We start from the raw sequence: 14,998 nt of genomic DNA, 5'->3' as shown, positions 1-14,998 counted from the left end.
GAGAGAGCTGGCACTGATGTCCGACGACAAGAAGCTGCTCGACTACCTCAGGCGCGCCACCGCCGACCTCGGTGACGCCCGGAGGCAGCTGCGCGAGGCCGAGCAGGCCCGCCACGAACCGATCGCCATCGTCTCCATGGCCTGCCGCTACCCCGGCGGCGCCGACACGCCCGAACTGCTGTGGGACCTGGTCGCCCGGGGCGCCGACGCGATCTCCGCCTGGCCGGTCAACCGCGGCTGGGACCTGGAGGGCCTCTACGACCCGGACCCCGAGCGGCCCGGCACCTCCTACACCCGCAACGGCGGCTTCCTGCATGACGCCGCCGAGTTCGACGCCGAGTTCTTCGGCATCTCGCCGCGCGAGGCCCTGTCGATGGACCCGCAGCAGCGGCTGGCCCTGGAGACCGCCTGGGAGGCGGTCGAGCGGGCCGCGATCGACCCCCGCGCGCTGCGGCGCACCGGCACCGGCGTCTTCCTCGGGGCGATCGGCAACGGCTACGGCGCGGGCTCGCGCCACCTCCCCGAGGTCCAGGGCCTGCTGGACACCGGAACCGCGAGCAGCGTGGTCTCCGGCCGGATCGCCTACACCCTGGGCCTGGAAGGCCCCGCGGTGACCGTGGACACGGCCTGCTCCTCCTCGCTGGTCGCCCTGCACCTGGCGATCCGCGCCCTGCGGGCGGGCGACTGCACGCTCGCCCTGGCCGGCGGTGTGTCGGTGATGGCGACCCCCGACCCGTTCGTGGCGTTCAGCCGCCAGCGCGCACTGTCGGCCGACGGCCGCTGCAAGGCGTTCTCGGCGGACGCGGACGGCACCGGCTGGTCCGAGGGAGCGGGCATTCTGCTGCTGGAGCGGCTGTCGGACGCCCGCCGCAACGGGCACCCGGTGCTGGCCGTGGTGCGCGGTTCGGCGGCGAACCAGGACGGCGCGAGCAACGGCCTGACGGCGCCCAGCGGCCCGTCGCAGCAGCGGGTGATCCGGGCGGCGCTGGCGGACGCGGGGCTGACGGCGTCCGAGGTGGACGTGGTGGAGGCGCACGGTACGGGGACGCGCTTGGGCGACCCGATCGAGGCGCAGGCCCTACTGGCCACCTACGGCCAGGGGCGGCCCGCCGAACGGCCGCTCCGGCTGGGCTCGTTGAAGTCCAACCTCGGCCACACCTCGGCCGCGGCCGGCGTGGGCGGCGTCATCAAGATGGTGCTGGCGATCGGGCACGGCGAACTGCCCAGGACGCTGCACGCGGACCGGCCGACCCCCATAGTCGACTGGTCGTCGGGCGCCGTGGAAGTCCTCTCCGAGGCCCGCGCCTGGGACGACACGGAACGCCCGCGCCGGGCCGGCGTGTCCGCCTTCGGCGTCAGCGGCACCAACGTCCACCTGATCCTCGAACAGGCCCCGGCGGAGGAAGCCGAACCGGCGGCCGAAACCGTGGCCGACGGCGACCCGCACCCGCTGCCCTGGGTGCTGTCGGGCCGCACCGACGAGGCGCTGCGCGCCCAGGCGGCCCGGCTGCTGGCCCACCTGGGCGCCACCCCCGGACCCCTGCGGGCCGCCGAAACCGGCCGCGCCCTCGCCCTCACGCGCACCGCCTTCGAACGGCGGGCCGTCGTGGTGGGCACCGACCCGGATCAGCTGCTCGACGGCGTGAAGGCGCTGGTGGAGGACCGCTCGGTGCCGGGCCTGGTGCGGGGCGACGGTGTGTCCTCCGGCCGTTCGGTGCTGGTGTTCCCGGGTCAGGGTTCGCAGTGGGTCGGGATGGCGGTGGAGCTGCTGGGCGAGTCGGAGGTGTTCGCCGGGCGGATGGCGGAGTGTGAGCGGGCTCTGGCGCCCTATGTCGACTGGTCGTTGGCGGAGGCGCTGGGTTCGGAGGCGCTGCTGGCGCGGGTGGATGTGGTGCAGCCGGTGCTGTGGGCCGTGATGGTGTCGCTGGCTGAGGTGTGGCGTGCGTTCGGCGTGGTTCCGGACGCGGTGGTGGGCCACTCGCAGGGTGAGATCGCGGCCGCGGTGGTGGCTGGTGGTCTGAGTCTGGAGGACGGGGCGCGGGTGGTCGCGTTGCGTTCCCTGGCGATCCGCGCGCTGGCGGGGCGTGGCGGTATGGCGTCGGTGCCGCTGCCGGCGGACGTGGTGCGCGAACGGATGGGCCGGTTGTCGGTGGCGGCGGTCAACGGTCCGTCGTCGACGGTGGTGTCGGGTGACGCGGACGCGGTCGCGGAATTGGTCGAGACCCTGGTGGGGGAGGGGGTGCGGGCGCGTCTGATCGAGGTCGATTACGCGTCGCACTCCGTGCATGTGGAGGAGGTCCGCGAGCGTCTGCTGGCCGATCTGGAGGGGATCGCTCCTGCCTCGGGCGAGGTGCCGTTCTTCTCGACGGTGACGGGCAGTTGGTTGGACACGAAGTTGCTGGACGCCGAGTACTGGTACCGGAACCTGCGGGAGACCGTCGAGTTCGGCAAGGCCACCGAGGTGCTGCTGGGGGAGGGCTTCCGGTTCTTCGTCGAGTCCAGCCCGCACCCCGTGCTCACCTTCGGTGTCCAGCAGACCGCCGACGCGGCCGACACCGCCGGCTCCGCGCAGGGCCCCGCCGTGGTCGTGGGCACGCTGCGGCGCGGCGAGAGCGGCCTCGACCGCTTCCTGACGTCCCTGGGAGAGGCCCACGTGGGCGGCCTGCTGCCGGACTGGGAGCGGGTGTTCGCCGGACACCGTCCCGGCCGGGTGGAACTGCCCACCTACGCCTTCCAGCGCCGCCCGTACTGGCTGGAGGACACCGCCACCGCGGCGGGCGGTCCGTCCGCGGCGGGCGACGACTTCTGGGAGGCCCTCGGCGGTGGTGACCTGGACCGGTTCACCACTGCCCTCGGGGTGGCGGCCGAGGACCCGCTGAACGTGGTGCTGCCCGCGCTCGCCACCTGGCGCACCGAGCGCACCGAACGTTCGGTGGTCGACTCCTGGCGCTACCGGGTGACCTGGCGGGCCCTGCCCGAGGGCCCGGCGGTCGCACTGGACGGCAGCTGGCTGGTGCTGTCCTCGGACGGCCAGTCCGAGGACGGGGCGCACCGGTCGGAGGCGACCGTCCACGCCATGGAGCAGGCCGGGGCCTCGGTGGTCCACGTACGGATCACCGAGGCGGCGGCCGACCGCGCCGTGCTGGCCGACCGGATACGCGAGGCCCTCGACACGCTGCCGGGACCGGTGGCGGGAGTGCTGTCGCTGCTGGGCCTCGACGAGCGCCCGCACCCGGCGCACCCCGCCGTCCCGCTGGGCACCGCGCTCAACCTGGCCCTGGTGCAGGCCCTCGGCGACGCCGGGATCGGTGCGCCCCTGTGGTGGGCGACCCGGGGCGCGGTGTCGGTCGGGGGCACGGACACCGGGAGCGGGGTCAGCGCCGCGCAGAACCTGCTGTGGGGCCTGGGCCGGGTCGCCGCGCTGGAGTTCCCGCAGCGCTGGGGCGGTCTGGTCGACCTCCCGGAGGCCCTGGACCCGGACACCGCCCAGCGGCTGTGCCGGGTACTGGCAGGCCGGGCCGGGGGCGAGGACCAGGTGGCCGTCCGGGCCAACGGCTGCCACGGCCGGCGGCTGGTCCGGTCCGCCCTGGGCGACGCCGCGCCGCGGCGGAGCTGGCGGCCCGGGGGCACCGTGCTGATCACCGGCGGCACCGGCGGGATCGGCGCGCAGATCGCGCGCTGGCTGGCCCGGCGGGGAGCCGGGCACCTGGTGCTGGTCAGCCGGCGCGGCGCGGACGCGCCGGGTGCGCCGGAGCTCGCCGAGGAACTGGCCGCGCTCGGCACCCGGGTCACCCTGGCCTCGTGCGACGTCGCCGACCTGGACGCCCTGCGCACCCTGAAGGACGGCCTCGAACAGGACGGCCACCGGCTGAGCACCGTCTTCCACGCCGCAGGGGCCGGGCTGCTGGTGCCACTGCCCGACACCGACGCGGACGAGTTCGCCGACACCCTGCACGCCAAGGTCGGCGGGGCCCGGAACCTGGACCTGCTCTTCGACCGGGACACCCTCGACGCGTTCGTGCTGTTCTCCTCCATCTCCGGGGTGTGGGGCAGCGCCGTCCACGGCGCCTACGCCGCCGCCAACGCCTACCTCGACGGCCTCGCCGAGGACCGCCGGAGCCGCGGCCTCGCCGCGACCTCCGTGGTGTGGGGGATCTGGAGCCCCGAGGACGGGGCCGGCGGGATGGCGGCCGAACTGGCGGAGGAGACCCTGCGCGGCCACGGCGTGCTCTTCATGCCGCCCGCGGTCGCGATCACCGGGCTCCAGCAGGTCCTGGACCACGACGAGACGGTGGTCGTGGTCGCCGACATCGACTGGGACCGCTTCGCGACGGTCTTCACCTCGGCCCGCCCCAGCCCGCTGATCGGGGAACTCCCCGAGGTGCGCGCCGCGCTGGCCGCCGAACCCGAGACCGGCGAGGCCGGCGCCGGGGCGGCCCCCTCGGCGCTGCGCGACCGGCTGGCGCCGCTCCCGGCGGCCGAGCGGACCCGGGTGCTGGTCGACCTGGTCCGGACCCACGCGGCCGCCGTCCTCGGCCACGGCTCGCCGGACGCGATCGCCCCCGGCCGCGCCTTCCGCGAGCTGGGCTTCGACTCCCTGACCGCCGTGGACATGCGCAACCGGCTGAACGCCGCCACCGGCCTGCGGCTCCCGGTCACCGTCGTCTTCGACTACTCGTCGGCGACCGCCCTCGCCGGACGCCTGGAGACCGGACTGCTGGGCGCCGCCGGGGAGCCCGACACCGTCCGGCAGCCCCCGACGGCGGCACCCGCCGCCGACGACGACCCCATCGTGATCGTCGCCATGAGCTGCCGCTACCCCGGCGGCGTCCGCACCCCTGAGGACCTGTGGCGCCTGGTCGCGGACGGACGCGACGCCGTCTCCGGGCTGCCGTCCGACCGGGGCTGGGACCTCGACGCGCTATACGACGCGGACCCCGACCGGCCCGGCCGGAGCTACGCCGCCGCAGGCGGATTCGTCAGGGACGCGGACCGCTTCGACCCCGGGTTCTTCGGGATCTCCCCGCGCGAGGCCCTCGCCATGGACCCGCAGCAGCGCCTGCTGCTCGAAGCCTCCTGGGAGGCGATCGAGCGCGCCGGCATCGACCCGTCCACCCTGCGCGGCACCCCGACCGGCGTCTTCGCCGGCGCCTCCTACCAGGGCTACGGCGGCAACCTGCGCGACATCCCCGAGGAACTCGAGGGCCTGTTCATCGCGGGCATCTCCACCAGCGTCCTGTCCGGGCGGGTCGCCTACCAACTCGGCCTCCAAGGGCCCGCCGTGACCGTGGACACGGCCTGCTCCTCGTCACTGGTGGCGGTCCACCTCGCCGCGCAGTCGCTGCGCTCGGGCGAGTGCGCGCTGGCCCTGGCGGGCGGCGCCACGGTGATGGGCACGCCGCTGTCGTTCACCGGCTTCAGCCGGCAGCGCGGCCTCGCCGAGGACGGGCGCTGCAAGTCCTTCGCCGCCTCGGCGGACGGCTTCGGCATGGCCGAGGGCGTGGGCCTGCTGCTCCTGGAACGCCTCTCCGACGCCCGCCGCAACGGCCACCCGGTCCTCGCGGTGCTGCGCGGCTCCGCGATCAACCAGGACGGCGCGAGCAACGGCCTGACCGCACCCAGTGGCCTGGCCCAGCAGCGGGTGATCCGCGACGCGCTGGCGAACGCCCGGCTGACGGCCGCCGACGTGGACGCCGTCGAGGCGCACGGCACCGGCACCCGGCTGGGCGACCCGATCGAGGCCGACGCGCTGCTCGCCACCTACGGCCAGGACCGGCCGGCCGACCGGCCGGTGTGGCTCGGGTCGCTGAAGTCGAACATCGGGCACACCCAGGCCGCCGCCGGCGTCGGCGGCATCATCAAGATGGTGCTGGCCATGGGGCACGGCGAACTGCCGCGCACCCTGCACATCGACGCGCCGACCCCGAACGTCGACTGGACGGCGGGCGCCGTCGCCCTGCTGACCGAGGCCACCCCCTGGCCGGAGACCGGCCGGCCGCGCCGCGCCGGAGTGTCCTCGTTCGGCCTGAGCGGCACCAACGCCCACGTCGTCATCGAACAGCCGCCCGCCGAGCCCGCGTCCGCCGAGCCCGTGCCCTCGTCGTCCGCTGTCCCGTGGGTCCTGTCCGGGCGGACCGCCGAGGCGGTGAAGGACCAGGCGGAGCGGCTGCACGCGTACCTGACGGGGCGGCCGGAGCTGCCGTCCGCCGACGTCGGCTACTCCCTGGCCACCACCAGGACCGCCTTCGAGCACCGCGCGGCCGTCGTCGGCGGAGACCGGGAGACCCTGCTGGGCGGCCTGGCCGCGCTGGCCGCGGGAGAGCGCGCACCCGGCCTGGTCCGGGGCACCGTCGCCCGGTCGGCCAGGACCGTCTTCGTCTTCCCCGGCCAGGGATCCCAGTGGGCCGGCATGGCCCGGGAACTGCTCGACCACGCCCCGGCCTTCGCCGACCGCGTCGCGGCCTGCGAACGCGCCCTCGCCCCGTACCTGGACTGGTCGCTGCTCGCCGTCCTGCGCGACGAGCCGGACGCGCCCCCGCTGGACCGGGTGGACGTGGTGCAGCCGGTGCTGTGGGCGGTGATGGTGTCGCTGGCCGAGCTGTGGCGGGCGCACGGGATCGTCCCCGACGCCGTGGTCGGCCACTCCCAGGGCGAGATCGCCGCCGCCTGCGTGGCGGGCGGTCTGAGCCTGGAGGACGGGGCCCGGATCGTCGCCCTGCGCAGCCGGGCCCTGCTGGCCCTGACCGGACGCGGCGGCATGCTGTTCGTGCCGCAGCCGGTCGAAGCCGTGCGCGAGGCACTGTCCGCCCACGACGGGGCACTCGACGTCGCTGCGGTCAACGGGCCGACGTCGGTGACGGTCTCCGGCGACCCGGCGGCCCTGGAACGCCTCCGTGAGCAGTACGCCGAGGCGGGCGTCCTGGCCTGGCCGGTCCCCGGCGTGGACTTCGCCGGACACTCGCCCCAGGTGGAGGAGCTCCGCGAGGAACTGCTCGCCCTCCTCGACGGCACCGCGCCGCGGACCTCCGCCGTCCCGTTCTACTCGACGGTCAGCGGCGGCCCCGTGGACACCCTCGGCCTGGACGCCGCGTACTGGTACGAGAACCTGCGCCGGCCGGTGGAGTTCGGCCGGGCGCTCGACGCGCTTGTCGCGGACGGGCACCACACCTTCGTCGAGTGCAGCACCCACCCGGCGCTGACCGTCTGGATCCAGGAGGCCGTCGAGGCCGCCGGGGTCGGCGACGGCGCCGTCGTCGGCACCCTGCGCCGCACCGAGGGCGGCCCCGGCCGCTTCCTCGCCGCGCTCGCCGAGGTCCAGGTCCGCGGACTGCCGGTGGACTGGGACGCGGTGTTCGCCGGAACTGGCGCGCGCAGGCGGCTCCTGCCCACCTACGCCTTCCAGCAGCAGCGCTACTGGCTGGAGGCCATCCCCGGCCGTCCCGCCGACGCCACGACCGGCACTGTCGCCGCGACCGGCACCGGCCCGGCCGACTCCGGCTTCTGGGCGGCCGTCGACCACGGCGACCTGGACGCCCTCGCCACCACCCTGCGGGTCGAGGACGGGGAACTGCGGGCCTCCCTCGCCTCCCTGGTGCCCACCCTCGCCGAGTGGGCGCGCGGCCGGGCCGACGACCGGACCGCCGACAGCTGGCGCTACCGGGTCACCTGGAAGCCCCTGCCCGCACCCGAGCCGCCCCGGCTCACCGGCAGCTGGCTCCTCGTCGCCCCGGCCGGCGCCGCCGCCGACCCGGCCGTCGCGTTCGCCGCGGACGCCCTGCGCGGACACGGCGCCACCCCCGTCCTGGTCGAGGCGGGCCCCGACGCGACCGACCGGACCCGGTTCGCCGCACTGCTCCGCGACGCCCACGACCGCGCCGACGGGCCGCCCGCCGGAATCCTGTCGCTGCTCGCCCTGGACGAGGAACCGCACGGCGACGGATCGGCGCTCCCCCTCGGCCTCACCCTGACCGTCGCGCTCCTCCAGGCCCTCGGCGACCTCGGCACCGACGCCCCGCTCTGGAGCGCCACCCGGGGCGCGGTCTCGGTCGGCCGCTCCGACCGGATCGACAGCACCCTCCAGGCCCTCGCCTGGGGCCTCGGCGGGGTCGCCGGTGTCGAATACCCGCAGCGCTGGGCCGGCCTGATCGACCTGCCGCGACGGCTCGACGACCGGGCCGCGACCCGGCTCGCCGAAGCCCTGACCAACCCCGACGGCGAGGACCAGCTGGCGGTGCGCGCCACCGGCCTCTACGCCCGCAGGGTCGTCCACGCCGGACTCGGCGACACCGCCCCCGCACGCGACTGGACACCCGAGGGCACGGTCCTGATCACCGGCGGCACCGGCGGCCTCGGCGCGCAGATCGCCCGCTGGCTCGCCCGCACCGGCACCGCGCACCTGCTGCTCACCAGCCGGCGCGGCGCCCAGGCCCCGGGAGCCGACGCCCTGCTCGCCGAACTGCGCGGACTCGGCGCCGACGCCACCGCCGTGGCCTGCGACGTCGCCGACCACGACGCACTGGCGGAACTCCTCGCCGGCATTCCGGCCGAGCGCCCGCTGCGCGCCGTCCTGCACACCGCGGGCGTCCTCGACGACGGGGTCATCGACTCGATCACCCCCGAACGCGCCGCCGGCGTCCTGCGCCCCAAGCTCGACGGCGCACGCAACCTCGACGCGCTCACCCGCGGACAAGACCTGACCGCCTTCGTGCTGTTCTCCTCGCTGGCCGGCACCCTCGGCGGCACCGGCCAGGGCAGCTACGCCGCCGCCAACGCCTACCTCGACGCCCTGGCCCGGCAGCGCCGCGACCTCGGACTGCCCGGCACCTCGGTGGCCTGGGGCCTGTGGGGCGGCGAGAGCCTCGCCTCCGGAGCGGTCGCCGAACGGCTGATCCGCGACGGCCTGCCCGCCATGGACCCCGCCACCGCCACCACCGCGCTGCGCCAGGCCCTCGACCACGACGACACGGCCGTCCTCGTCGCCGACTTCGCGTGGGACCGCTTCACCCGGGCGTTCACCGCGCTCCGGCCCAGCGCCGCCCTCGGGGACCTGCCCGAGGTTCGGGACGCGCTCGCCGCCGCGGCCGGGGCCCGGGGCACGGCCGACGGCGCCGAGGCGCCGGCCCTGCGGCTGGCCGCCCTGCTCCCGGCGGAACGCGACCGGGCCCTGCTGGACCTGGTCCGCCGCGAGGTCGCCGCCGTGCTCGGCCACCCCGGGCCCGAGGCGGTCGGACCCGACCAGGCGTTCAAGGACATCGGCTTCGACTCGCTGACCGCCGTCGAACTGCGCAACCGGCTCGCCGCGGCCACCGGCCTGCGCCTGTCGGTGACCCTGGCCTTCGACTACCCCACGGCCACCACCCTGGCCGGACACCTGCGCGCCGAACTGCCGGGGGCGCCCGCCACCGAGGCGCCCGACGCCGCCGGGCAGCCGCCCGCGGCCGCCGCGGTGCCCGAGGACGAGGCGATCGCCGTGGTCGGCATGAGCTGCCGCTACCCCGGCGGGGTCAGCACCCCCGAGGAGCTGTGGGAGCTCGTCGCGTCCGGAGGGGACGCGATCACCGGCTTCCCCACCGGACGGGGCTGGGACCTGGACGGCCTCTACGACCCGGACCCGGACCGGGTCGGCAGCACCTACGCGCGGGAGGGCGGCTTCCTGCACGACGCGGACCGCTTCGACCCGGCCTTCTTCGGGATTTCCCCGCGCGAGGCGCTGACCATCGATCCCCAGCAGCGGCTGCTGCTCGAACTCTCCTGGGAGGCGTTCGAGCGGGCCGGCATCGACCCGCTCTCCCTCAAGGGCAGCGCGAGCGGCGTCTTCGTCGGCTGCAGCCACCACGACTACGGGTCGCGCGTCACCGAGCCCTCCGAGGAGTTCGAGGGCTACCTCGGCATCGGCAGCGCGGGCAGCGTGGCGTCCGGGCGGATCTCCTACAGCCTCGGCCTCGAAGGGCCCGCGGTGACCGTCGACACGGCGTGCTCCTCCTCGCTGGTCGCGGTCCACCTCGCGGCCCGGTCGCTGCGGGCCGGCGAATGCTCGCTGGCGCTGGCCGGCGGCGTGACCGTGATGTCGACCCCGGGCGCGTTCGTGGAGTTCAGCCGGCAGCGGGTGCTCGCCGAGGACGGCCGCTGCAAGCCGTTCGCCGCCGCCGCCGACGGCACCTCCTGGGCCGAGGGCGCCGGACTGCTCGTCCTGGAACGCCTCTCGGACGCCCGGCGCAACGGCCACCCCGTGCTCGCCATCGTCCGCGGCTCCGCCGTCAACCAGGACGGCGCCAGCAACGGCCTGACCGCCCCCAACGGGCCCTCCCAGCAGCGGGTCATCCGGGCGGCCCTCGCCGACGCCGGACTGACCGCCGCCGAGGTCGACGCGGTGGAGGCGCACGGCACCGGAACCAAGCTCGGCGACCCGATCGAGGCGCAGGCGCTGCTGGCCACGTACGGCCGGGAACGCGGCGAGCGGGAGCCGCTGTGGCTCGGGTCGCTGAAGTCGAACATCGGGCACAGCCAGGCCGCCGCCGGAGTCGCCGGCATCATCAAGATGGTGCAGGCCATGCGGCACGGGACACTGCCGCGCACCCTGCACGTCGACGAGCCGACCCCGCACGTCGACTGGTCGGCCGGCGCGGTCCGGCTGCTCACCGACGACACCCCGTGGCCGGAGACCGGCCGCCCCCGGCGGGCCGCGGTGTCCTCGTTCGGGGTCAGCGGCACCAACGCCCACACCATCCTCGAACAGCCCACCGAACCGGCCCCGGCGTCCACCGCTGACGTGGCTGCCGCCCCCGCCCTGCCCTGGCTGCTCTCCGGCCGCAGCGCGGACGCGTTGCGCGAGCAGGCGGCCCGGCTGCTCCGGCACGTCGAGCAGGACCCGGACCTCGCCGTCGCGGACCTGGGCCGCTCCCTGGCGCTGCACCGCAGCGCCTTCGAACACCGGGCGGCCCTCACCGGCACGGACCGGCAGGCCCTGCTCCAGGCGCTCGCCGCCCTCGCCGCCGGCGAGCCGTCCGCGGACCTGGTGCGCGGGGTCACCGGCCCGGCCGCGAAGACCGCCTTCCTGTTCCCCGGCCAGGGCAGCCAGCGCACCGGCATGGGCGCCGGACTGTACGCGCGGTTCCCGGTCTTCGCCGACGCCTTCGACGCGGTCTGCGCGGAAATCGACCCGCTGCTCGACCGCCCGCTGCGGGAGGTGATCGACGCGGCCCCCGGCGACCCCGGCCACGGCCTGCTGGACCGCACCGAGTACGCCCAGCCCGCCCTGTTCGCCCTCGGCGTCGCCCTGTTCCGGCTCGTCGAGCACTGGGGTGTGCGCCCCGACCGGCTGCTCGGCCACTCCGTGGGAGAGCTGGCCGCCGCCCACGTCGCCGGGGTGTTCACGCTGCCCGACGCCGCGGCGCTGGTGGTCGCGCGGGGACGGCTGATGCAGGCCCTCCCGGCGGGCGGCGCGATGGTCGCCCTCGCCGCCGCGGAGGAGGAGGTGCTGCCGCTGCTCGCCGGCCGCGAGGGCCAGGTCGGCCTTGCCGCGGTCAACGGCCCGGCCTCGACCGTGGTCTCCGGCGACGCGGCGGTGGTGGACGAGATCGCCGCCCAGCTCGCCGCGCGCGGCCGCAAGACCCGGCGGCTGCGGGTCTCCCACGCCTTCCACTCGCCCCTCATGGAGCCGATGCTCGCCGAGTTCCGCGAGGTCGTCGCCCGGATCGTCCCGGGGGAGGCCGCCATCCCGGTGATCTCCGACCTGACGGGCGAGCCGGCCACCGCCGAGCAGCTCGGCTCGCCGGACTACTGGGCACAGCACGTGCGCGGCACCGTCCGCTTCCAGGACGGCGTGCGCCACCTGGAACGCGACGGCGTCACCGCGTTCCTCGAACTCGGACCCGACGGCGCGCTCACCGCGATGGGCCAGGACTGCCTGACCGGCGCCACCGGCAGCCCGGTGCTGGTGCCCCTGCTGCGCAAGGACCGGCCCGAAGCGCCCGCGGCGACGGCCGCCCTGGCCCGGCTGCACGTCACGGGCGTCCCCGTGGACTGGGACGCCGTCCACGCCGTCCAGTCCGGCGGCCCGGCCGGCTCCGCCGTCGACCTGCCGACCTACGCCTTCCAGCGCGGCAGCTACTGGCTGCAGGCCGGCCCGGCCGCGGCCGGACTGCCCGCCGCCGGACTGCAGGCGGTCGACCACCCGCTGCTCGGCGCCGGAACGGAGCTCGCCGACTCCGACGGCTTCCTCTTCACCGCCAGGTTCTCGGTCCGCAGCCACCCCTGGCTGGCCGACCACGGCGTCTACGAGGGCGTGCTGTTCCCCGCCACCGCGTTCCTGGAACTCGCGGTCCGCGCGGGCGACCAGGTCGGCTGCGACCAGGTCGAGGAACTGACCCTGGAGGCACCGCTGGTGCTCCCGCCGGGCGGAGCCGTCGCACTCCAGCTCACCGTCGGCAGCCCGGACGCCGCCGGCACCCGCCCGCTGAGCGTCCACGCCCGGGCCGCCGACGACGGCCCCGACGCCCCCTGGACCCGGCACGCGAGCGGCCTGCTCAGCGCCGCCGGAGCCGCGGACCCGGCCGACCCGGCGGACCCCGAGGCCTGGCCGCCGGCCGGAGCCGTCCCCCTCGACACGGAGGGCCTGTACGACCGCTTCGCGGGCGGCGGGTTCGCCTACGGCCCCGCGTTCCAGGGCCTGCGCGCGGCCTGGCGGCTCGGCGACGAGGTGTACGCCCTCGCGAGCCTGCCGGAGGAGCAGCGGCCGGACGCCGCCGCGTTCGGCCTGCACCCGGCCCTGCTGGACGCCGCCCTGCACTCACTGGTGTTCGACGTCCTGGAGGGGCCCGCGCAGGGCTGGCTGCCGTTCTCCTGGAACGGGGTGCGCCTGCACGCCTCCGGGGCCGCCGAACTCCGGCTGCGGCTGACCCCGACCGGCCGCGACGCCGTCGCCGTATGGGCGACCGACGCCACCGGCTGGCCGGTGCTCTCGGCCCGCTCCCTCGTCCTGCGGCCCGTCTCGCCCGACCGCTTCAAGGCCACCCGCGCCGGACACCACGAGGAACTGTTCCGCCCCGAGTGGCAGGCCCTGCCCGAGCGCGCCGCGGGCACCGCCCTCGACCCGGAGTCCTGGACCGTGCTCGGCACCGGGACGCCCACGCTCCCCGGCCGCCCGGTCGCCGACCTCGCCGCGCTGTCCGCACTGCTCGACGCGGGCACCCCGGCGCCCCGGCTGGTCCTGGCGGCCTGCCCGCCCGCCCCGGCCGGCGCCCTCCGCGACGCGGTCCATGACGGCCTCCGCACGGTCCTCGCGCTGCTGCGTGACTGGCTGGCCGAGGAGCGGCTGGCCGGCGCCAAGCTGGTCCTGGTCACCTCGGGCGCCGTCGCGGTGACCGGCGACGACGTCCCCGACCCGGCCCTGGCCGCGCTCTGGGGCCTGGTCCGCTCGGCGCAGACCGAGAACCCCGACCGCTTCGTCCTGCTGGACCTGGACGACCCGGAGACCCCGCCCGCCCTGCTCGCCGAAGCCCTCGCGTCCGGGGAACCCCAGCTCGCGATCCGGGCCGGAGCCGTCCACGTGGCCCGGCTGGCCCGGGTACCGCTGGCCGCCACCGGGCGCACCCCCGGCTGGGACGGCGAAGGAACCGTCCTGATCACCGGCGGCACCGGCGCCATCGGCGCCCACGTCGCCCGCCACCTGGTTGCCGAACACGGCGTCCGGCACCTGCTGCTGACCAGCCGCAGCGGCCCCGCCGCCGACGGCGCGGCGGAACTCCTTGCCGAACTCGCCGCCCTCGGCGCGCACGCCGAGATCGCCGCCTGCGACGCCGCCGACCGCGAAGCCCTCGCGGCCCTGCTGGCCGGCCTGCCCCCCGCGCACCCGCTGACCGGGGTGGTGCACGCCGCGGGCGTCCTGGCCGACGGGGTCGTCGCCACCATGACGCCCGAGCAACTGGACGTCGTCCTGCGCCCCAAGGTGGACGCGGCGATCAACCTGCACGAACTCACCGCCGGCCTGGAGCTGACCGAGTTCGTCCTGTTCTCGTCCATCGCCGGCATCTTCGGCGGCATGGGCCAGGGCAACTACGCCGCCGCCAACGCCTTCCTCGACGCCCTGGCCCACCGGCGCCGCGCCGACGGGCTGCCCGGCCGCTCCCTCGCCTGGGGCCTGTGGGCCAACAGCACCGGGATGACCGGCGGACTCACCGAGGCCGACCTGCGACGGATCGCCCGGGGCGGGATCGTCGCCTTCGACCCGGCCCAGGGACTGGCGCTCTTCGACACGGCCGGCACCCTCGACGAGCCGGTCGTCCTCCCGCTGCGGCTCGACACCGCGGCCGTCCGCGCCCAGGCCGGCACCGGCGGCGTCCCCGCCCTGCTGCGCGGCCTGGTGCGCCCCGCCGCCCGGCGCGGCACCGCGGGCCCCGCGGCCGGCACCGGCCCCGACGGGCCCGAGGCCCTGAAGCAGCGCCTCGGCTCCCTCAACGAGACCCAGCGCGGCCGGGTCCTGCTCGACCTGGTCCGCTCGCACGCCGCCCTGGTGCTCGGCCACAGCGGCCCGGCCGCGGTCGAGCCCGGACGCGGCCTGCTGGAGGTCGGCTTCGACTCGCTGACCGCCGTGGAACTGCGCAACCGGCTGCGCGCCGCCACCGGCCACCCCCTGCCGGCCACGCTGCTCTTCGACCACCCCACCCCGGCCGCGATCGCCGCACTCCTCGCCGCCGAACTGCTCCCCGACGCCGGACCCGGCCCACTCCCCGGCCTGGCCGAACTGGACCGCCTGGCGGACGCCCTCGACGGCGTCCCCGACGACCCGGCCGACCGCGAACGGCTCGCCGACCGGCTCCGGGAGTTCCTGCGCCGCCTCGACCCGGCCGCCACCCCGGCCGACGGCGACGGCACGGCCACCGCCTCCATCGAGGACCGGATGGACGGCGCCAGCGACGACGAACTCTTCGACCTCATCGACAACGAACTCGGCCTGTCATGACACCGACCCGACACCCGAACCAGGACGGCGGCCCCCGAT

1 protein-coding gene is annotated in these 14,998 nt (G+C 76.4%); it reads left to right on the top strand.

All coding sequences use genetic code 11. From position 1 onward, the window contains the following. The first annotated feature begins 16 nt into the window (after positions 1–16). Positions 17–14,959: a type I polyketide synthase gene (locus ACFYST_RS22655; RefSeq protein WP_387864899.1), complete on the top strand. Its 14,943-nt coding sequence runs from the start codon at positions 17–19 to the stop codon at positions 14,957–14,959. Positions 14,960–14,998 lie beyond the last annotated feature (39 nt).

Source organism: Kitasatospora sp. NPDC004614, from assembly GCF_042873675.1.
In the GTDB taxonomy this organism is placed as follows: domain Bacteria; phylum Actinomycetota; class Actinomycetes; order Streptomycetales; family Streptomycetaceae; genus Kitasatospora.
This window is presented reverse-complemented; position numbering and strand designations above follow the sequence as displayed.